The sequence below is a fragment of the Microbacterium sp. CH-015 genome, assembly GCF_049707015.1.
In the GTDB taxonomy this organism is placed as follows: domain Bacteria; phylum Actinomycetota; class Actinomycetes; order Actinomycetales; family Microbacteriaceae; genus Microbacterium; species Microbacterium aurum.
This window is the reverse complement of the sequence record NZ_JBNAFJ010000007.1, coordinates 11,567-31,121: the sequence shown is the minus strand read 5'-3', so window position 1 is coordinate 31,121 and position 19,555 is coordinate 11,567. Positions and strand designations below refer to the sequence as shown.

Sequence of the window (19,555 nt, the reverse complement as noted above, 5' to 3'; positions counted from 1 at the left end):
CCGTTATCGCGCACCCGGAACGAGCGCACTCGGCGAGAACCAGCGCACTCGGCGCCCAGCGCTCAGCGCCCGGCGCCGCGCGGCGCGAGGGGTCAGGACGTGCAGGTGAGGCCGTCCTGCGGCACGGTGCCGGACACGAGATACGCCTCGACGGCCGTGTCGACGCACGCGTTGCCCTTGTTGTAGCCGGTGTGGCCCTCGCCCTCGCGGGTGACGAGCACACCCGAGGACAGTTGGGCCGCCAGCGATACCGACCACTCATACGGCGTCGCCGGGTCGTTGGTGGTCCCGACGACGACGATGGGGGCGGCGCCGTCGGCGGTGATCCTCTCCCGGACCCCGGTCGGCGGGTACGGCCATACTTCGCACACGTCGACGCCCTGCCAGTACGGCGCGATCGTGGGCGCCTGCTGTTCGATGCGGGCGGTCGCGGCATCCTGATCGGCCTGCGAGGTGTCCAGCGGATAGTCCATGCAGTTGTAGGCGCGGAACGCCTCGGTGGAGTTGTCGCCGTAGGTGCCGTCGGTGCGGTTGTAGTAGAAGTCCGCCAGAAGGAACGCCATGTCGGGGTCACCGGAGAGCGCATCGGAGAGCGCCTGCGTGAGATTCGACCAGCTGTCCTGGGAATAGAGGGCCGCGATGATGCCCGTCATGAGCGAATCGGCCCCCAGCATCCGGCCGTCGGTCGCCTTCAGGGGCGTCTTGTCGACGCTCGCCAGCAGCGCGCCGAGGTCGGCCATCGCGTCGTCGACCGAGCCGGTGAACGGGCACCCGCGTCCGGCGAGACAGTCGGCCATGTAGGCGCGCAGAGCCGACTCGAATCCGACGGCCTGCGTCGTCCCGACATCCAGGCCCGACACCGACGGATCGATCGCCCCGTCGAGCACGAGGCGGCCCACGCGCTCCGGGAACAGCTTCGCGTACGTCGCGCCGAGGAACGTACCGTACGAGTAGCCGAGGTAGTTGAGCTTCGCATCTCCCAGCACGCCGCGCAGCAGATCCATATCGCGCGCCGCGTTGTCGGTCGTGATGAAGGGCAGGATGCCGCCGCTGTTCTGCTCGCACGCCGCGACGAAGTCCTTGTTGCGGTGAGTCAGCTCAGCCGTCCAGCCGTCGCTGCCGCGGGGGTCGGCGGGGATGTCGAACAGGTACGCGTCCATCGCCTTCGCGTCGAAGCACCGCACCGCCGTGGAGCGCCCGACCCCGCGCGGGTCGAAGCCGATCACGTCGTACACGTCCGACAGCGCCGTGCCCACCGCGAAGGAGGCCGACTGCGCGATGAGGTCGTAGCCGCTGGCACCGGGGCCGCCGGGGTTGGTCAGCAGCGAGCCGATGGCATCGCCGTTCGTGGCGGCGCGGCGGATGACGGCGAGTTCCAGCGAGCCGGCGCCGGGATCGCTCCAGTCCAGCGGCGCGGTCACCGTCGTGCAGTCGTAGCTGCCGGCATCCGTCCCGCTGCACGGCGTCCAATCGAGGCTCTGCGTGTAGAACGACTCGAACCCCGCGGGAATGCCGTCGAGGTCGGGCTGCCGGCTGGGTGCGGGAGTGGCCGCGGTCTCCGGGGGGATCGCCGCGTACAGACAGCCGGAGAGCGTCGTGACGGCGATCGCGACCCCGGCCAGGGCGACGAGAGCGCGGCGGGCGAGGCTCCGGCGGGGACGAGTCGTGTTCACAGGGTCCTTCCGCTCGCGACGGTCACGAGCATGCTCTCCAGGGCGAGGGCCGGTGCGGCGTTGCCTTCGAGGTTGGTGCGGGTCTGGGCGATCGCGTCGATGACGACGAGGGTGCGCGCGGGGTTCCACGCGGCCGCGAGAGCGCGGAGCTCGTCGCTCAGCTCGCGGTTGATGAGGTCGGCGTCACGGCCGAACTGCAGCATGAGGACGTCGCGGTACATCGACTCCAGGTCGGTGAGCACCCGGTCGATGCCGTCGCGGAGACTGCGCGTTGCGCGCCGCTTCTGCTCGTCCTCCAACGCGCCGAGCTGACCGCGGACGGCGGGCGGCACGGCCGCGCCGGGAGCGATGCCGAGGGTCCGCAGCAGCGCCTCACGCTCGGCCTCGTCGCGCTCCGCGGTGAGGGCCTTGGCGTCGTCCGTCGCCAGCTGCACGATGCGGGCGGCGGTCTCCACCGCTCCCCCGACGCCGCGGACGGCGAGTACCGCGCGCAGCGTCTCGTCGCGCCGGGCGCGCGCATCGGCATCCGTCGCGAGCCGCACCGCCATGCCGATGTGACGCTGCGACAGGCGGGCGGCCTGCTCGGCCGTCGCCGCGTCGGCGCCGGTGCGCGCCTGAATGAGGCGCGCCACGTCGGCGACGTCGGGTTCGTGCAGCCGGAGGGTCCGCACGCGGGAGCGGATCGTCGGCAGCAGATCGGCCTCGCTGGGCGCGCAGAGGATCCACACCGTCCGCTCCGGCGGTTCCTCGAGGGCCTTCAGAAGCACATTGCTGGTGCGCTCGACCATCCGGTCGGCGTCCTCCATCACCATCACCCGGTAGCGTCCCAGCGACGGTGAGAAGTAGGAGCGCTCCACGAGGGCGCGCGCGTCCTTGATCGAGATGATCACGCCTTCGGTCCGCAGCGCCGTGAGATCGGGGTGGGTGCGGGCGAGCACCTGCCGCATCGCGGCCTCGTCGCCCGGCTCGGCGATGAGCGCGGCGGCGAACGCGTAGGCGAGCGTGGACCGCCCCGAACCCGCGGGCCCGGTGATCAGCCACGCGTGCGCGAGCTGAGCGGGGTCGGATGCCGCGGCCTGCAGCTGTCGCAGCGCCTCGTCCTGACCCCAGACATCTCCCCACGGCAGCGTGGCGGTGGAGACGGACGTCATGCCGACCAGCCTAAGCGGTGCCGCCGACGCGGCGACGCTTGACCCCCGCCCGGGGCGTCCTCCAGACTCGAGATGACCGGGGAGTCGCCCGGCGTGGCATAGCGTGAGGGATCGACCGTGGACCGCACCATCCGAATCGTCGTCATCGTGCAGGCCGTGCTCGTCGGCGCGGTGGGGGTGTTCTACGGCGTCGTGGTGCCCGCCATGAGCGGGAGCTTCTTCACGTCACCCATCGCTCTGGTGTTGATCCCTGCGTCCGTCACACTGTTCGTCGTGGCCCGCCGCGCTGATCGCGCGGTCCTTGTCGACGCCGCCGGTTGAGGCCGGCATCTCGCTGCTCGTCCGGCGCAAAGTGCGGCTATCGGCCCGCATAGTCGCGATTCGCGTCGGATGAACGCCGAGGCCGCTCAGCCGAGGAGCACGGCGACGCGCTCGCGGACGGCGGCGGCGAGCTCGGACGCGGGGAGGGTGGCGTCCAGGACGAGGAAGCGGTGCGGGTCGGATGCCGCGAGCTCGAGGAACGCGGCGCGCACCCGCTCGTGGAACTCCGCCTTCTCCGCCTCCAGGCGGTCGAACGGCTTGTCCGCCGCATCCAGCCGCTCCCGCGCGACCCGGGGGTCGAGGTCGAGCAGCACCGTCACGTCGGGCAGCGCGCCCTCCGTCGCCCACATCGACAGGTCGCGCACCTCACCCGCATCCAGCACCCGGCCCGCACCCTGATACGCGACGGACGAGTCGAGGTAGCGGTCCTGGATGACGATCTCGCCGCGCTCCAGCGCCGGCCGCACGAGCGTCGCGACATGCTGGGCGCGGTCGGCCGCGTACAGCAATGCCTCCGCGCGCGGCGACACCTCGCCACGGTGGTGCAGCACGATGTCGCGGACGAGCACGCCCACCTCGGTGCCGCCCGGCTCGCGCGTGCGCACGACCGTGCGCCCCTGCTCGCGCAGCCACTCCTCCAGCAGCGTCGCCTGCGTCGTCTTTCCGGAGCCGTCGCCGCCCTCGAGGGTGACCCAGAGCCCGCGGGTCATTTCTTCTTGGCTGCCGGTTTGCGCGTCGTCGTCGCGCGCCGGGTCGTGCGCTTGGGCGCCGGTCCCTTCGCGCGCTTGTCGGCGAGCATCTGCACCGCGACCTCGAACGTGATGTCGTCGGCGGTCTGGCCGCGTGGGATGGTCACGTTCGTGGTGCCGTCGGTGACGTACGCCCCGAACCGGCCGTCCTTGATGCGGATCGGCTTGCCGGAGACCGGGTCGGCCTCGAATTCCTTCAGCGACGTCGCCGCGCGGTTGGCGTACTTCGGCTGCGCGTAGATCTCCAGCGCCTGCTCGAGCGTGATGTCGAAGATCTGCTCCTCGCTGCCGATCGAGCGCGAGTCGGTCCCCTTCTTGATGTAGGGACCGTAGGGGCCGTTCTGCGCCGTGATGGGCACGCCCGACTCCGGGTCGACGCCGACGGTACGCGGCAGCGAGAACAGCTTCAGCGCCGTGTCGAGGTCGATCGTCTCGGGCGACATGCTCTTGAACAGCGACGCACGCCGGGGCTTGGGCGCCTCGACCTTCTTCTTCGCGGTCCGCTTCTTGGGCGCACCCTCAGCGGCCGGCGCGGGCTCCGGCGCGGGCTCCGGCTCGGCCGGCAGCACCTCTTCGAGGTAGGGCCCGAAGCGGCCGTCCTTCACGACGATGTCGCGTCCGTTCTCGGGGTTCTGACCGAGCACCCGGTCGCCGGCGACGGGAGCCTCGATCAGCTCGCGCGCCTTCTCGGGGGTCAGCTCGTCGGGGGCGAGGTCGCCGGGGACGTTGACGATGCGGGTGGTGTCGTCGCCGTTCGGCACCTCGAGGTAGGGCCCGTAGCGGCCGAACCGGAGGGTGGCGACGTCGCCGATGCGCGTCGAGTTGATCTCGCGGGCGTCGATCTCACCGAGGTTGTCGAGGATGTGGCGGAGCCCGACGTGGTTCTCGGATCCGAAGTAGAACTCGTTCAGCCACGCCACCCGCTGCTGCTCGCCGCGTGCGATGGCGTCGAGGTCGTCTTCGAGCGCCGCCGTGAAGTCGTAGTCGACGAGATCAGCGAAGTGCTCCTCGAGCAGGCGCACCACGCTGAAGGCGAGCCAGCTCGGCACGAGCGCCTGGCCTCGCTTGGTGACGTACTCGCGGTTGATGATGACGTCGATGATCGACGCGAACGTCGAGGGGCGGCCGACGCCCTTCTCCTCGAGCGCCTTGACGAGCGAGGCCTCGGTGTAGCGCGGCTTGGGGCTCGTGGCGTGGCCCTTGGGCTCCACGTCGCGCAGGTTCAACACGTCGCCGACCGCCATCTGCGGCAGGGACTGGTCTTCGGCCTTGTCGGCCTCGCCGCGCTTCTCGTCGCGCCCCTCTTCGTACGCCTCGAGGAAGCCCTTGAACGTGTACACGGTGCCGGATGCCGTGAACGACGCCGTCTTGCCCCCGGCATCCGCCTCGAGGGTCACCGTCGTCGTCTCGTACTTCGCGTCGGACATCTGCGAGGCGATCGTGCGCTTCCAGATGAGGTCGTACAGGCGCAGCTCGTCGCGGTCGAGGCCCGACGCGACGGACGAGGGGGTGCGGAACGATTCACCCGACGGGCGGATGGCCTCGTGCGCCTCCTGCGCGTTCTTGCTGTTGTTGCGGTAGCTGCGGGGATTGGCCGGCACGGCCTTGTCGCCGTAGAGCGCAACCGCCTGAGTGCGCGCGGCGACGACGGCCTGCGTGGACAGGGCCGTCGAGTCGGTGCGCATATACGTGATGTAGCCCTTTTCGTAGAGCCGCTGTGCCACGCCCATGGCGTGCTTGGCGCTCATCGAGAGCTTGCGACCGGCCTCCTGCTGCAGCGTGGAGGTCGTGAACGGCGGCTTCGGGCTGCGGGTGCCCGGCTTCGCCTCGATCGCGGCGACGGTCGCCTCGGCTTTCGCCTCGATCGCGGCGGCGAGCTCGCGCGCCTGCGTCTCGGTGAGGACCACAACGGCCTTCTTGAGCTGACCGGCGTCGTCGAAGTCGGTGCCGCGGGCCAGCGGAGCACCGTCGAGTCGGGCGAGCCGCGTGGCGAAGGACTCCTCGCCCGACGCGGCGAGGGCTTCGACGTCCCAGTACGACGCCGAGACGAACGCCATCCGCTCGCGCTCGCGGTCGACGACAAGGCGGGTGGCGGCGGACTGCACGCGGCCGGCGGAGGTGCCCTGGCCGACCTTGCGGCGGGTGACGTCGGAGACGTCCCAGCCGTAGAGACGGTCCAGGATGCGGCGGGTCTCCTGCGCGTCGACGAGCGCGAGGTCGAGCTCGCGGGTGTTGTCGACGGCGGCGCGGATCGCGTCCTTCGTGATCTCGTGGAAGACCATGCGCTTGACCGGCACCTTCGGCTTGAGCGCTTCGAGCAGGTGCCACGCGATGGCCTCGCCCTCGCGGTCTTCATCGGTGGCGAGGAGGAGTTCGTCGGCGTTCTTCAGGGCGCGTTTGAGCTCGGCGACCGTCTTCTTGCCGCGCTCGCTCTCGACGTACAGCGGAGTGAACCCGTTCTCGATGTCGATCGAGTACTTGCCGACCGAGGTCTTCTTCAGTTCGGCCGGGATGTCCTTCTTGTCTGCGAGGTCGCGAATGTGCCCGACCGAGCTGAGCACCTCATACCCGTCCCCCAGGTAGCCCTGGATCGAGCGCATCTTCGTCGGTGACTCGACGATGACGAGCTTCTTTCTCTCCGGGCTCTTGACAGCTGCCACGTGGCGTCCTTTCTCCGATGCACACCATACACACCGCCAGACGCAGAGGATGCTGAGAGCCCCGCCGCGGGCGCGGCGCGCGCCGACGCGGACTCAGGGCGCAGGCCCCGCCCGCGCGCGCGCCTGGGCTGCGAGCAGTCCGACGCCGATCTGCACCCGGACGGTCGCGGTGGTCGCGTCCAGATCGCACTGCAGGAGGTCGGCCCCGGCGGCGGTTGCGACCTCTCGCGCACGCTCGCAGGGCACCCCGGTGACGGCGCCGGCGGCGGCATCCGCGGCGGCGAGGGCCGCGGCATCCGCCGCCCCGCTCGCGCGTGCCGCGAGGACGGATGCGGCCCCGACAGCGCCACATCCGACGACGAGCGCCGCCGTGACCGCCAGCGCGCCGACGCCCAACGCGGTGCCGGCCATCAGCGCCCGTCCGCGAGCGCGCACGAGCGGGCACGCAGCGGTGGCAGCGGCAGCGGCACGCCGGGCGAGAGGGTGGCTTCGACGCACACGAGGTCGCCCTCGCCGCCGACGCCGGCGACCGCGCCGCCCGCGATCGCCGCGATCACCTCGCCGACGCGCCCGCTCTCCCCGCGCGCCGCGACCCGGGCGGCCTGAGCGACCGCCTGCTCGAGCCGGACCTGCCGGCTGACGGCCGACAGGGTGCCGGCCGCCAGCGCGATCACGAGCACGACGACCGGCACGACGACGGCGAACTCGGCCGTCGCCGAGCCCGCGTCGTCCTGCCGGAGCCTCATGCGACCGTCAGTGCACGGCGGACGAGGTCGGTGAGGATGCCGCGCACTTCATCGCTGCGCATGATCATCACGAGCAGGCCCGCGAAGGCGACCGCCGCCATCGTGGCCACAGCGTATTCGGCGGTGGCGGCACCTGTCTCGTCGGAGAGCAGGCGGTCACGGTACAGGGCTCGCGCGCGGCGGGCGGTGAGGGTCGGCAGGGCGGGCACAGCGCGTGCCGCGGCGCGTCGGGTGGGGGTTCGGACGAGGGACATGGTGACTCCTTAATAGAGGGGGTGGATTGCGGGCACGACGGTGGGGGCGGTGAGGACGATGTTCGATCCCGCGAGGACGGACAGCAGCATGGGACCGACCCCGAGCAGGAGGAACGCGGGCAGCGTGCAGACGCCCATCGGCAGCAGCAGCCGCGCGCCCAGCCGCGCCGCGCGCAGGCGCCCGTCGGTGCGGGCGCGGCGACGGGCGTCGGCCGCGGCGGCGCGCAGCAGATCGACGGCAGGCGCCCCGGCGCGGGCGGAGAGGGCGAGCACGCCAGCGGTGTCATCGTCGGGTGCGCCGCCGCCGGCGCCTTCGACGACCGCGAGCGCACGCTCCACCGAGACCCCTCCGGTCAGCGCGATGGCCACGACGTCGCCCTGCACACCGGCGAGTCGATCGTCGGGCTGGGCGCGGGCGACCAGGCGCGACGTCCAGCGGCGTGCGACGAGCATGAGCATCCCGCCCGCGACGAGACAGGCGATTCCTGCTGGCTGCGCGAGGACGACGGCGACGTCGAAGCCGAGCGCCACCCCGAGCACGACCGCCGCGAGCGGCAGCCAGGCCACCAGCCGCGCGGTGGCGGCAGGATCGGCGAGCGCCACCGCGACGTCGTCACGCGACTCCTGGGCGTCGCGCAGCGCCTCGGCGAACCGCCGCAGGCTCGCCGCGAGCGGAGCGCCGACGGTCTCGCTGACGCGCCAGGCGACGGCGACATCGCGCCACGCGCCGCCCTCCGCCTCGAGCACCGTCCCGACCGGCGTCCCGCGCGGCGCGGCGACGACGCGGGAGCCGACGATATCGCCGGCCTCGGCGAGCAGCTGCCAGGCGCGCTCCGGCGCGATCCCGGCCTCGAGCAGCACGGCCAGGCGCTGCACGGTCGCGGCGGCCGCGGTCCCGGCATCCGTCGCCTTCTCGCGCCTGCTCACTGTTCCTCCATCGCCAGCCGCCCGTCGGTGAGGACGGGCCGCGCGAGACCGGCGATGCGGCGGATGCCGTCGCCGGCGCGTTCGACGTGGATCACGGTCCCGATCGCACTGACCACCTGCCGCGCGACGGCGCGCTCGTCCATGCCGGCGAGGGCGCCGAGCGCCTCGAACCGGGCCGGCAGATCGCGGATGCTGCCGGCGTGGACGGTGCCCGCGCCACCGTCGTGCCCCGTGTTCAGCGCCGTCAACAGCTCGCGCACCTCCTCGCCGCGGCATTCGCCGACGACCAGCCGGTCGGGGCGCATCCGCAGCGCCTCGCGCACCAGCCGGGCAAGCGGCACGGCGCCGGTGCCCTCGAGGTTCGGCTGCCGGGCCTCCAGACGCACGTGGTGGGGGTGGCGCACGCGCAGCTCCGCGACGTCCTCGATCGTCACGATGCGCTCGTGGGCGGGGACGCGCCCGAGCAGCGCCGCGAGCAGCGTCGTCTTGCCCGCCCCGGTCGCGCCGGAGATGAGGAGGTTGGCCCGCGCCGCGACGAGGCGCTCGAGCCGATCGAGCATCGCCGCATCGCACAGGCCGCGGCGGGCGAGGTCGTCCAGGTCGGGCAGCTCCACCTGCGGCAGGCGGATCGAGATCGCCGCGCCGGAGCACGCGACCGGCGGGAGCACCGCGTGCACGCGCGCGCCGTGCTCCCATCGCACGTCGACGAGCGGGCTGCCATCGTCGAGGTGCCGCCCGCCGATGCCGATCAGCGCGACGGCGAGGGCACGCAGCTCGTCGGCCCCCGCCTGCCAGCCGGCGACCGGCTCGACGCCGCGGCCGCGGTCGACGAACAATCCGTCGACGCCGTTGATGAAGACGTCCGTGACCTCGGGGTCGCTCAGGACGTCGCGCAGCGGTTCCAGCGCCGGATGGTCGGGCAGCCGCCGCGGCGCCGACCGCGTGCCGACGTCCGACACCGGCGCGGTCGCCGTCGCCGACCCCGTCGCGGTCAGGCGCCCCGGGAGGCGCCGCACCGCCTCGGGTGGCGCGGCGCTGACGCGGCGGTGGACGATGAACGGCTCGGGCATGCCCCGACGCTACGACGCGTGCCGGCGGCGCGGCGCCGCGAGACGGCGATCGGTGGACAGTTGCCCCATCCCGCCGATTGGGGAGAGAGCGATGACGCCACACCCCGAACACAGCCCCCGGGAAAAAAGGACCCGGAGAGAAAAGGGGGCGGCATCCCATCGGGGGGAATGGGATGCCGCCGCGCAGTGTCCCGGCAATGGGGGGTGGTCGGGACACGCGATGCCAGAATCGATGTTCGGCCGCGACCGAGCATACGCATCCGTGCCGGGGCGCTCCACTCCAGCGGGCGTGTCGTCGGCGATATATCGTCGCGGTCATCCCCCACTATCGGCGGTAGTGCCCGGCGGCGGCCGCTGGCTACATTTCCTGCATCGTCCGGGCCCGTATCCCGACCCCTCGTTCGTCGCAAAGGAGCGCGCATATGAGCAGCCAGATCGACCACCTGCTGACCGAGAACCGCCGGTTCGCGCCGTCGCCGGAGTTCGCCGCGAACGCCATCGGCACCGCGGAGCTGTACGCGCAGGCGGATGCCGACCGTGAGGCATTCTGGGCCGAGCAGGCGCGCAGCCTGCACTGGCACACCCCGTTCACCGAGGTGCTGGACTGGTCGAACCCGCCGTTCGCGCAGTGGTTCGCCGACGGGGAGCTCAACGTCGCCTACAACTGCCTCGACCGGCACGTCGAGGCCGGCAACGGCGACCGCGTGGCGCTGCTGTGGGAAGGCGAGCCCGGCGACGAGCGCCGCATCACCTACGCCGAGCTGACCGACGAGGTCAAGCGGGCCGCCAACGTGCTCGAAGGGTTGGGCGTCGGCCACGGCGACCGCGTCGCGATCTACATGCCGATGATCCCGGAGGCCGTCGCCGCGATGCTCGCCGTCGCGCGCATCGGGGCGATCCACTCTGTCATCTTCGGGGGTTTCTCGGCCGACAGCCTCCGCTCGCGCATCGACGACGCCGGCGCGAAGGTCGTCATCACCGCGGACGGCGGCTACCGCAAGGGGCGGGTCTCCCCCCTCAAGCCCGCCGTCGACCAGGCGCTCGGCGACCGCGGCGCAGGCGTGCAGGAGACCGTCGAGCACGTCCTGGTGGTCCGCCGCACCGGCAACGAGGTCTCGTGGGACGACGACCGCGACATCTGGTGGCACGACGCGGTGCCCGCGGCATCCGCCGATCACGAGGCGCGACCCTTCCCGGCGGAGAACCCGCTGTTCATCCTCTACACCTCCGGGACGACCGGCAAGCCCAAGGGCATCCTGCATACGTCGGGCGGCTACCTGACCCAGGCGGCGTTCACGAACAAGGTCGTGCACGACATCCACCCGGAATCGGACGTCTTCTGGTGCACGGCCGACATCGGCTGGATCACCGGGCACTCCTACGTCACCTACGGTCCGCTCGCCAACGGCGCGACCCAGGTGCTGTACGAGGGAACGCCGGACACCCCGCACCCCGGCCGGTGGTGGGAGCTCGTCGAGAAGTACCGGGTCACGATCCTGTACACCGCCCCCACGGCGATCCGGTCGTTCATGAAGCTCGGTCGGGCCATCCCGAAGAAGTTCGACCTGTCGTCGCTGCGACTTCTCGGCTCGGTGGGCGAGCCCATCAACCCCGAGGCGTGGATGTGGTACCGCAAGATCATCGGCAACAAGACGGCGCCGATCGTCGACACCTGGTGGCAGACCGAGACCGGCGCGATCATGGTGTCGGCGCTGCCCGGGGTCACCGAGACCAAGCCCGGCAGCGCTCAGGTGCCGTTGCCCGGCATCGCGATCGACGTCGTCGACGACGATGGCAACCGCGTCGGCAACGGCAACGGGGGGCTCCTCGTCATCACGAAGCCCTGGCCGTCGATGCTGCGCGGCATCTGGGGCGACCCGGAGCGCTTCGTCGAGACGTACTGGGAGAAGTTCCAGAAGCAGGGGTACTACTTCGCCGGTGACGGCGCGCGCCTGGACGAGGACGGCGACGTCTGGTTCCTCGGCCGCGTCGACGACGTCATGAACGTCTCGGGGCACCGCCTGTCGACGACCGAGATCGAGTCCGCCCTCGTCGGGAACGAGGCCGTCGCCGAAGCCGCCGTCGTGGGAGCCTCCGACGAGACGACAGGTCAGGCGGTCGTCGCGTTCGTCATCATCAAGCAGAGCTACCTCGACGTGCACTCCCCCGAGGGCCTCGCCGACACGCTGCGCCGCTGGGTCGGCGACCAGATCGGCCCGATCGCACGTCCCCGCGACGTCTACATCGTGGGCGAGCTGCCGAAGACCCGCTCCGGCAAGATCATGCGGCGTCTCCTGCGCGACGTCGCCGAAGGCCGGGAGATCGGCGACACGACGACCCTCGCCGACACCGCGGTGATGAGCGTCATCTCCGCGCAGCTGAAGTAGCAAGGTCGTCGAACGCCTCGTGCCGCAGCTCGTGGTGCGGGGCGTTCACCGCGCGGGGACACTGAGTACCTGCATCCGCTCGCGCACGGTGCGAAACACCGCAGGGTCGAACGGGAAGTCCGCTCCGTCCTCGCCGACCAGCCGCATGACCTCATCGCCCAGTGCGACGGAGAAGTTCACGATCATCCGCGCCTCGGTGGTGTGGTCGGCGTCCACCAGACGAGCGGATGCCGGATGCTCATCGAGCCAGCTCCTGATCACCTCCTGCAGGCCGGCGCGACTCGTCCCGGCCGCCCAGGACACCGTCGTCGTCGTTCCCGGCTCACGCGCGAAGAGCGCGAATCGTTTGCGCAGGAGTTCGTCATCCCCTTGCCCGCGTACGGACTCCATCACGATCAATGAGGCCGCAACCACGAGATCGTCCTCGTGCGCCGCGAGGATGCGCTCGGTAAGAGCGAGGTCGTATGTCAACGCAGGCCCGAAGATCGCGTGTTCGAGCGACGGGAAGTAGTTGAAGAAGGTGCTGCGCGAGACCATCGCAATCGCGCAGACGCGGTCGACCGTCACCGCTTGCACGCCGTCGTCGTAGGCGAGCCCGACCGCCGCTTCTTCCATCGTGCGGCGTGCGATACGCATCTTGCGCTCTCTGAGCCCTTCGGTCATCACTCTCCCCTCGATCTGGAGGCCATCCTACGTTCGTAGATATTTGACTTGTGTGCAAGATTGCACTTAGTCCATAGTTAGCAGAGAACGATCAGAAGGGATGGCCATGCCCCGCCTCACCGAACAACGCCGTCGCGACCGGATGCCACGCGTGCGCACCCTCGGCGCGCTGTCAGCGATCACCGGACTCGTCCTCGTGACGGTGCCGTTGACCGCCAACGCCGATGAATCCGAACGTGTGCTCATCACGACGACGATCTCGGATGACGTGGCCTCGGCGCCGCTGGGCGGCACGACCGTGAGCGTGCATCCCGCCGACGACCCCGAGCAGGTGATAGCCACAGGCGTCACGGGCGGCGACGGAACCGTTTCCCTCGAAGTCCCGGCGACCGACACCAGCTACATCGCCGAGGCATCCTGGCGCGGCGCCATCGGTGACCTCGTCGACTCCACGGCGCGGACCGAGTTCAACCCCGTCCTGGGCCATCCGGTCTCCGTCGTGCTGGGAGGTTCATTCGGCACGATAGGCGGAGCGGTGACGGCGACGACGGATGCGGGACCCGTCTCAGACCTTTCCGGATCGAGCATCACCATTCTCAGCGGCGGCACGGCCGTGCAGCGCGTCGCCGTCGCCGCAGACGGCACATTCCGATCAGGCTCATTGCCGACGACATCCACTGACGATTACAGCATCCGCTTCGAGCCGGCCACGGGATTCACGCTCGCGGATGCGCAGCCGTCGGACAATCTCGCCTTCGCGCTTCCCCGAGGCGAAGAGAGCCCCAGCCTCATCGGTGTGGCCCGCTCCTTCGCGCTCATCTCGGATACCGCGGCACCGACCCCCTCACCCACAGCCACGGACACCCCGACACCCACCCCCACAGACACCCCGACACCGACACCCACCCCCACAGACACCCCGACACCGACACCCACCCCCACAGACACCCCGACACCGACACCCACGCCCTCCACCGACCCGGTACAGCAGGCCTACATCGCGGTCTTCCAGCGCCCGGACGATGTCGGCCTCACCGGCGCTTTCAGCGGCATCTCGGAGCCCGAGCTTGCCGACCTGCTTGCGGCCGCGGCGGGCACACCGAATGTCACATTCCCTCTCCTCAACGGCTCGGGACAGGCGCTCGGCCTCGCGGAGCGGCCGTCTACGAACGAGGCGGCCGCTGCATCCCAGCTGCTGTCGCCGGTGGTCTCCAGGCTGCCCGGCGTGACCGTGAACGAAATCTCGCTCACCGCGTTCGATCTCGAAGGGGCTCTGCGCGCTGTCCAGGATCAGCGTGTCCGGCTGCTCGACCAGCAGCTTTCCTCTCAGGTCACAGATGTGCAGAAACGCAACGCCCGCGTGGTCACGCTCAACGCGGCCATCACGGCACTGAATGCATACGTCGCCGGGCCGACTGATGAGTCGCTGGCCACAGCGATCGCGGCCGCACACCCGGCCGTGGAGTCGCACATTTTCCTTTCGGCGACGTCGGACTCCACCGAGGTGAGAACGGCCGCTGCCGACCTCGTCGCAACGCTGCGCGTAGAACGCGACGCCGTCACGAACACTCAGCAGATGGATATGTTGCGACTGGCCGGCTTGACCGACAAGCGCAGTGAAGCGTTCGACCTGATGTCCTCATTCCTGACGAAGATGCAGGGTTCGCAGTCGTCGATCATCGGCAACATGCGATCGACCCCGGTATCGCTCGGCACTGTCCAGTGGGACAGCGCCGCCATCACCGGCAGCTTCAACCTCACCGGCGTCACGGACGGGGAGCACCACCTCATCCTCAGCTTCGACGACATCGGCCTCACCGTCGTTGCCGCGGTGACCGTGCAGCGCAATAAACTCGCCGCGACCGGAGGCGAGTTGAGCCCGGCGCTCTGGGTCGGCGCAGCACTGTTCGTGCTCGGAGCGGGCGCACTGATCGGCTCATCGCTCCGGACGCGGCGCCGTACGCGCGTCTGATGCGGTGACACGGGCGGAGGCCGCCGACGCCATCGGCGCGGGCGGTCTCGGGCGAGCTCGAGCTGGCGATGCTCCCCATCGTCCGCGAGACTTGTCGCGGTCTCCTCACCGGACCGGGCATCAGTCCCGACGACGAGAATGACAACGTCGCCCCGCTCCGCTCAACCCCAACGAACCGATCGCTGACGCATACTTTGACAACAACAGGTCAGGCGGTCGTCGCGTGCGTCATCATCAAGCAGAGCTACCTCGACGCGCACTCCCGCGAGGGCCTCGCCGACACGCTGCGCCACTGGGTCGGCGAGCAGATCGGCCCGATCGCCCGTCCCCGCGACGTCTACATCGTGGGCGAGCTGCCGAGGACCCGCTCCGGCAAGATCATGCGGCGTCTCCTGCGCGACGTCGCCGAAGGCCGGGAGGTCGGCGACACGACGACCCTCGCCGACACGGCCGTCATGAGCGTGATCAGCGCCCAGGTCAAGTGACCCACTCGCGCCGAGGTCGCCGGTTGCGCGCCCAGGTCGCCGGTTGCGCGCCGAGGTCGCCGGCGACCTCGCGAACGAGCCGGCGACCTCGCGAACGAACCGGCGATCTCGCGGACGAACCGGCGACCTCGCGAGACGGGCCGCGTCAGGCGACGGAGAAGATGACCTCGACCTCGACCGGCGAGTCCAGCGGAAGGACGGGAACGCCGACGGCGGATCGGGCGTGACGCCCGGCGTCACCGAAGATCTCGCCGAGCACCTCGCTCGCGCCGTTGATCACGCCGGGCTGCCCGGTGAACTCGGGCACCGAGGCGACGAACCCGGTGAGCTTGACTACGCCGGTCAGACGCTCGAGGTCGCCGACCGCGGCCGCGGCCGCGGCGAGCGCGTTCAGCGCGCTCTGGCGGGCGTAGTCCTTGGCGTCGGATGCCGGGACCAGCCCGTGACCCTCGCCGACCTTGCCCGTCGCCGGCAGGGCGCCGGCGACCATCGGCAGCTGGCCGGAGGTGTACACGAGGTCGCCGTGCACGACGGCGGGGACGTAGGCCGCCACCGGCGGGACGACGGGGGGCAGCTCGATGCCGAGCTCGGCCAGACGCGAGGCGATCGCCATGCTCACGCCTCCTCGAACTGCTTGGCGGCTTGCGCCGCGGCATCCAGCCCCGCGTTCTGCGTGCCCGCGGCGGTGACGGGCCGCTTGAAGTACGCGACGAGTCCGCCCTCGGGACCGGGGACGACCTGCACCAGCTCCCAGCCCTGCTTGCCCCAGTTGTTGAGGATCGCGGCGGTGTTGTGAATCAGCAGAGGGGTGGTGAGGTACTCCCACGTGGTCATACGGGACTCCGAATCGGGTGGTGCGGGTCGAACGGAACAGCGAGGCGCACCCTGGCCCACCAAGGGTTCCCCCAGGGTTTTCCCCTAGCATCAAGCCTATGCCTCAACTCAAACGGACGGCCACCGGCGTGCTCGGCGGCCTTGCGGGCCTGGTCGGTCTGAGCGCCGTCGCCGGCATCCTGGTGACCGCGACCGTGACCCCCGCGATCGCCGTGTCCGGCTACGCGGCGACCAGCGCTCTGGACACGTTCGAGAACATGCCGAGCTTCCTGCAGGTCGACCCGCTCATGCTGCCGACGGAGATCTACCGCAAGGACAGCGCCGGCAACGACATCCTCATGGCGCAGTTCTACGACCAGAACCGCATCCCCGTCACCTTCGACCAGGTGAACCCGGTGATGTACGACGCGATCATCTCCAGTGAGGACAAGAACTTCTACACTCACGGCGGCGTCGACCTGATCGGCACGCTGAGCGCCCTCGTCGGCAACGCCTCCAACGGCTCGAACCGCGGTGGATCGTCGATCACACAGCAGTACGTCAAGAACGTGCTGCAGCAGAACTGTGAGTCGGAGGCGACGACCGAGGAGCAGGTGCAGGCGTGCTACGCCTCGACGACGGTGAACACCGGCGCGGAGGGCTACCAGCGCAAGCTCCAGGAGATGCGGTACGCCATCCAGCTGGAGAAGAAGTCGTCGAAGGACGACATCCTGCTCGGCTACCTCAACATCACGAACTTCGGCGGCACGGTGTACGGCATCGGCGCTGCCGCGGAGCACTACTTCAACACGACCGCCGCCAACCTCACCATCGCCCAGGCGGCCACGATCGCCGGAATGGTGCAGGCCCCGAACACCTATCGCTTCGATCTCGGGGATGCCGGGACCACGACCGACAAGGCCGGAAACCCGGTCAACACGACGGCCGACGGCTTCTCGCTCACCCTCGCCCGGCGCAACTACGTGCTGCAGCGGATGTTCGACGACGGCAAGATCTCGCAGGAGGAGTACGACGCTGCCAAGGCCGAGCCGATCACGCCGAACATCGTCAACCGCGACCAGGGCTGCAAGACGGCGACCGGGGCGGAGTTCTTCTGCGAGTACGTGGTCTCGATCATCAAGAGCGACCCCGCGTTCGGCGAGACGAACGAGGAGCGCGCGGCGAACCTGCGCCGCGGCGGCATGAAGATCTACACGACGCTCGACGCCGACCTGCAGCAGGCGGGCCTGGAGGCCATCTCCGTCGTCCCCGCCACCGTGTCGTACATGGATCTCGGCTCGTCGGGAGTTCAGGTGGAGGTCGGCACCGGCCGCATCCTGTCCATGGTGCAGAACCGTCCGTACAGCCCCACCGGCGACGTCCCCGGCACCACCCCCGTCAACTACAACGTGCGCGAGAAGAACGGCGGCAGCATCGGCCATTCCGCCGGGTCGACCTACAAGGTGTTCAGCCTCATCAACTGGCTGCAGCAGGGCAAGTCCGTCAATCAGGCGATCAACGGGCGCATCGGACCCAAGAAGGTGCAGACCTGCGACGGCGCGACGCAGACCGTTCAGACCGACAACACCGGTCAGCCCGGCCACATCGGAAACTTCGAGAGCAACAACGGGTACACCGGGACGATCTACAACTTCACCCGCGACTCGCTGAACTCCGGCTTCCTGTCGATGGCCGAGCAGATCAGCGTCTGCTCGACCAACGAGGTCGCCGGCCAGCTGGGGGTCACCTGGGGTGACGGAACTCCGCTGACCGAGGTCCCGTCGTGGTCGACCGACCCCGCCAACGCCCCGTACAACGTTCTCGGCTCGTCGGCGGTGGCGCCGCTCGACATGGCCGAGGCGTACGCCGCGATCGCGGCCAACGGCATCCTGTGCCAGCCGAAGTCCATCGACAAGGCCGTGGCCGCCGACGGGACGGACATCACCCCGCAGACGACGTGTGAGCGCAAGCTCAGCGAGGCGGTCGCCTCGACCGCCGCCTACACGCTCGTGGGCGTCATGAGCGGCACGGGTGTCGGCGCGCGGATCGGTGATGGCACCCCCGTGTTCGGCAAGACCGGCATCCATCAGTACGAGCAGACCTGGATGGATGGATCGTCCACGAAGGTCGCGACGGTCGTCTGGGTCGGCAATGCGACCGGTGCGGTCAAACTCAACGAGCACCGCGAGAGCGGCTATCAGCTCTCCCGCATCCGCAACTCGATCTGGCCCAAGATGCAGGGGGCTGCCAACTCCAAGTACGGCGGCGACAACTTCCCCGCTCCCGACGCGGCGCTGACCAAGCAGGTGCTCACCAACCTTCCCTCGGTCATCGGCATGACGATCGACCAGGCGACGAAGACCCTGGAGACTGCCGGCTTCTCGGTGATCGTGGGCGACGCCGTAGACGGGGTCGAGGGCGCCGGCACCGTCATCCAGCAGAATCCGGCCGCCGGTCGCACCGCGGCGGGCGCGACCGTCACGATCCGGCCCAGCAACGGGCAGGGCGTCGCGGTCCCCGCCGTCAGCGGCAAGCCCGCCGATGCCGTGCAGGCGCTGCGCAGCGCCGGGTTCGGTCTCGTCGAGAGCTCCTGCACGCAGAAGGACGACGCCTCTGACGACGGTACGGTCACGGGCACCGACCCGGCCGCCGGCACCATCGTCAACCGCAGCACGCAGATCACGGTCCAGTACCAGGCCAAGAACTGCGGCGGGCGCCGGTGACCTCAGGCAGAACAGCCCTGGCCGCCCTCTCGGCGGCCGGGGCTGTCGCCGTCGGCGCGACGGTGTGGGGAACGTGCATCGAGCGGTTCCTGTTCACGGTGCGGCGGCACGAGGTCGCGGTGCTCCCCCCCGGCTCACCCTCGCTGACAGTGCTGCACCTCTCCGACGCGCACATGGCGCCCTGGCAGCACCGCAAGCAGGACTGGATCGCCCGGCTCGCCGAGACGGCGCAGCCCGACCTCGTCGTGAACACCGGCGACAACCTCGGCCACGAGCAGGGACTGACCGGCATCCGCACCGCCTTCGCTCCCCTGCGCGGCGTCCCCGGCCTCTTCGTGCACGGTTCCAACGACGTCGTGGCCCCCTCGGCGCGCAACCCGCTGCGCTACTTCCAGGGGCCTTCCCAGCGCGCGCACCGCGCGACGCTGCTCGACACCCCCGCGATGGACGCGTACTTCACCGACGAGCTCGGCTGGACCGACCTCGACAACACCGCGGGCGCGCTCGAGGTCGCCGGCATCCGCCTCGAGGCCTTCGGTGTCGACGACGCGCACCGCGACTGGGACGACCTGGCGGCCCTGCCCGACGCCATCGCCGCCACCCGGCGCCGCCGGACTCCCCCGACCGCGCTGCGGCTCGGCGTGACGCACGCGCCCTACCGGCGCGTGCTCGACCGCTTCATCGAGCTGGGCGCGGACATGATCTTCGCCGGGCACACGCACGGCGGCCAGGTGCGCATTCCGTTCTCGCCGTCGGCGCTCGTCGCGAACTGCGACATTCCGCTGGACCAGGCCCGCGGGCTCAGCACCTGGCGGGCTGCCGGGAGGAGCGTTCCGCTGAACGTCTCCGCCGGGCTCGGGCACTCGATCTACGCTCCGGTGCGCTTCGGATGCCGCCCCGAAGCCTCCGTGATCGTCCTCCGCCCCGTCGATTCGTTCCCAGCGCCCCTCCCGGGGTAGAC

General features: G+C 70.4%; 17 protein-coding genes and 1 pseudogene. 6 read left to right on the top strand and 12 right to left on the bottom strand.

The window, feature by feature from the left end:
- Positions 1–92 precede the first annotated feature (92 nt).
- The gene (locus ACPYN4_RS11150; protein WP_424446389.1) at positions 93–1,673 is read right to left on the bottom strand and encodes an alpha/beta hydrolase; all 1,581 of its coding nucleotides are present in this window, start codon (positions 1,671–1,673) and stop codon (positions 93–95) included.
- Positions 1,670–2,824: a DNA polymerase III subunit delta' gene (locus ACPYN4_RS11145; RefSeq protein ID WP_281653172.1), complete on the bottom strand. Its 1,155-nt coding sequence runs from the start codon at positions 2,822–2,824 to the stop codon at positions 1,670–1,672. The genes ACPYN4_RS11150 and ACPYN4_RS11145 overlap by 4 nt, the downstream gene beginning before the upstream one ends.
- A 117-nt stretch (positions 2,825–2,941) precedes the next feature.
- On the opposite strand from ACPYN4_RS11145, the gene ACPYN4_RS11140 reads away from it, so the two are divergent.
- Positions 2,942–3,145 carry a hypothetical protein gene (locus ACPYN4_RS11140; RefSeq protein WP_281653171.1) on the top strand — a complete coding sequence of 68 codons (204 nt, stop codon included), beginning with the start codon at positions 2,942–2,944 and terminating at the stop codon, positions 3,143–3,145.
- Between the two features lie 86 nt (positions 3,146–3,231).
- Here ACPYN4_RS11140 and tmk read toward each other — a convergent pair whose 3' ends face one another.
- The 7 genes from tmk to ACPYN4_RS11105 all read right to left on the bottom strand — a co-directional run bounded on the left by tmk (position 3,232) and on the right by ACPYN4_RS11105 (position 9,551).
- Positions 3,232–3,855 carry a dTMP kinase gene (tmk, locus tag ACPYN4_RS11135; RefSeq protein ID WP_281653170.1) on the bottom strand — a complete coding sequence of 208 codons (624 nt, stop codon included), beginning with the start codon at positions 3,853–3,855 and terminating at the stop codon, positions 3,232–3,234.
- Entirely contained in the window at positions 3,852–6,494 is a 2,643-nt protein-coding gene (gene topA, locus ACPYN4_RS11130) for a type I DNA topoisomerase (RefSeq protein WP_424446504.1), read from the bottom strand. The genes tmk and topA overlap by 4 nt, the downstream gene beginning before the upstream one ends.
- Positions 6,495–6,647: 153 nt before the next feature.
- Complete coding sequence (locus tag ACPYN4_RS11125; RefSeq protein ID WP_239281632.1) at positions 6,648–6,965, bottom strand: Rv3654c family TadE-like protein; 318 nt, start codon at positions 6,963–6,965, stop codon at positions 6,648–6,650.
- A complete protein-coding gene (locus ACPYN4_RS11120) occupies positions 6,965–7,300 on the bottom strand; it encodes a TadE family type IV pilus minor pilin (RefSeq protein ID WP_287271090.1) in 336 nt (111 codons plus the stop codon). Before ACPYN4_RS11120 ends, ACPYN4_RS11125 begins: the two co-directional genes overlap by 1 nt.
- Positions 7,297–7,554 carry a DUF4244 domain-containing protein gene (locus ACPYN4_RS11115; protein ID WP_287271092.1) on the bottom strand — a complete coding sequence of 86 codons (258 nt, stop codon included), beginning with the start codon at positions 7,552–7,554 and terminating at the stop codon, positions 7,297–7,299. Before ACPYN4_RS11115 ends, ACPYN4_RS11120 begins: the two co-directional genes overlap by 4 nt.
- A 9-nt stretch (positions 7,555–7,563) precedes the next feature.
- A complete protein-coding gene (locus ACPYN4_RS11110; RefSeq protein ID WP_287271094.1) occupies positions 7,564–8,481 on the bottom strand; it encodes a type II secretion system F family protein in 918 nt (305 codons plus the stop codon).
- Complete coding sequence (locus ACPYN4_RS11105) at positions 8,478–9,551, bottom strand: TadA family conjugal transfer-associated ATPase (RefSeq protein WP_424446388.1); 1,074 nt, start codon at positions 9,549–9,551, stop codon at positions 8,478–8,480. The genes ACPYN4_RS11110 and ACPYN4_RS11105 overlap by 4 nt, the downstream gene beginning before the upstream one ends.
- A 422-nt stretch (positions 9,552–9,973) precedes the next feature.
- Here ACPYN4_RS11105 and acs point away from each other — a divergent pair, with 422 nt between their 5' ends.
- The gene (acs, locus tag ACPYN4_RS11100) at positions 9,974–11,938 is read left to right on the top strand and encodes an acetate--CoA ligase (RefSeq protein ID WP_424446387.1); all 1,965 of its coding nucleotides are present in this window, start codon (positions 9,974–9,976) and stop codon (positions 11,936–11,938) included.
- A gap of 45 nt (positions 11,939–11,983) precedes the next feature.
- Here the strand turns inward: acs and ACPYN4_RS11095 are convergent, their stop codons facing one another.
- On the bottom strand, positions 11,984–12,601 hold the full coding sequence (locus ACPYN4_RS11095; protein ID WP_239281625.1) for a TetR family transcriptional regulator: 618 nt from the start codon (positions 12,599–12,601) through the stop codon (positions 11,984–11,986).
- A 100-nt stretch (positions 12,602–12,701) separates the two neighbouring features.
- On the opposite strand from ACPYN4_RS11095, the gene ACPYN4_RS11090 reads away from it, so the two are divergent.
- Together ACPYN4_RS11090 and ACPYN4_RS11085 are read left to right on the top strand one after the other, a co-directional pair.
- On the top strand, positions 12,702–14,573 hold the full coding sequence (locus ACPYN4_RS11090) for a hypothetical protein (RefSeq protein WP_424446386.1): 1,872 nt from the start codon (positions 12,702–12,704) through the stop codon (positions 14,571–14,573).
- 200 nt (positions 14,574–14,773) lie between these two features.
- Positions 14,774–15,058 (top strand): annotated as a pseudogene (locus ACPYN4_RS11085) (AMP-binding enzyme); the annotation flags it as partial.
- 145 nt (positions 15,059–15,203) lie between these two features.
- On the opposite strand, the gene ACPYN4_RS11080 reads toward ACPYN4_RS11085, so the two are convergent.
- The gene (locus tag ACPYN4_RS11080; RefSeq protein WP_239282786.1) at positions 15,204–15,671 is read right to left on the bottom strand and encodes a RidA family protein; all 468 of its coding nucleotides are present in this window, start codon (positions 15,669–15,671) and stop codon (positions 15,204–15,206) included.
- A 2-nt stretch (positions 15,672–15,673) separates the two neighbouring features.
- Complete coding sequence (locus ACPYN4_RS11075) at positions 15,674–15,892, bottom strand: hypothetical protein (RefSeq protein ID WP_281653164.1); 219 nt, start codon at positions 15,890–15,892, stop codon at positions 15,674–15,676.
- Positions 15,893–15,990: 98 nt separating this feature from the next.
- Between ACPYN4_RS11075 and ACPYN4_RS11070 the strand changes: the two genes are divergently transcribed.
- Positions 15,991–18,594, top strand: coding sequence for a transglycosylase domain-containing protein (locus ACPYN4_RS11070; protein ID WP_424446385.1), 2,604 nt, complete (start codon positions 15,991–15,993; stop codon positions 18,592–18,594).
- Entirely contained in the window at positions 18,591–19,553 is a 963-nt protein-coding gene (locus ACPYN4_RS11065) for a metallophosphoesterase (protein WP_424446384.1), read from the top strand. Before ACPYN4_RS11070 ends, ACPYN4_RS11065 begins: the two co-directional genes overlap by 4 nt.
- The last annotated feature ends 2 nt before the right edge of the window (positions 19,554–19,555 follow it).

Bases quoted from the DNA above. Each gene is read 5' to 3' on its own strand.
- ACPYN4_RS11145 (WP_281653172.1), bottom strand. From the start codon at position 2,824: ATGACGTCCGTCTCCACCGCCACGCTGCCGTGGGGAGATGTCTGGGGT.
- tmk (WP_281653170.1), bottom strand. From the start codon at position 3,855: ATGACCCGCGGGCTCTGGGTCACCCTCGAGGGCGGCGACGGCTCCGGA.
- topA (WP_424446504.1), bottom strand. From the start codon at position 6,494: ATGCGCTCGATCCAGGGCTACCTGGGGGACGGGTATGAGGTGCTCAGC.
- ACPYN4_RS11125 (WP_239281632.1), bottom strand. From the start codon at position 6,965: ATGGCCGGCACCGCGTTGGGCGTCGGCGCGCTGGCGGTCACGGCGGCG.
- ACPYN4_RS11120 (WP_287271090.1), bottom strand. From the start codon at position 7,300: ATGAGGCTCCGGCAGGACGACGCGGGCTCGGCGACGGCCGAGTTCGCC.
- ACPYN4_RS11115 (WP_287271092.1), bottom strand. From the start codon at position 7,554: ATGTCCCTCGTCCGAACCCCCACCCGACGCGCCGCGGCACGCGCTGTG.
- ACPYN4_RS11105 (WP_424446388.1), bottom strand. From the start codon at position 9,551: ATGCCCGAGCCGTTCATCGTCCACCGCCGCGTCAGCGCCGCGCCACCC.
- acs (WP_424446387.1), top strand. From the start codon at position 9,974: ATGAGCAGCCAGATCGACCACCTGCTGACCGAGAACCGCCGGTTCGCG.
- ACPYN4_RS11095 (WP_239281625.1), bottom strand. From the start codon at position 12,601: ATGACCGAAGGGCTCAGAGAGCGCAAGATGCGTATCGCACGCCGCACG.
- ACPYN4_RS11090 (WP_424446386.1), top strand. From the start codon at position 12,702: ATGGCCATGCCCCGCCTCACCGAACAACGCCGTCGCGACCGGATGCCA.
- ACPYN4_RS11080 (WP_239282786.1), bottom strand. From the start codon at position 15,671: ATGGCGATCGCCTCGCGTCTGGCCGAGCTCGGCATCGAGCTGCCCCCC.
- ACPYN4_RS11075 (WP_281653164.1), bottom strand. From the start codon at position 15,892: ATGACCACGTGGGAGTACCTCACCACCCCTCTGCTGATTCACAACACC.
- ACPYN4_RS11070 (WP_424446385.1), top strand. From the start codon at position 15,991: ATGCCTCAACTCAAACGGACGGCCACCGGCGTGCTCGGCGGCCTTGCG.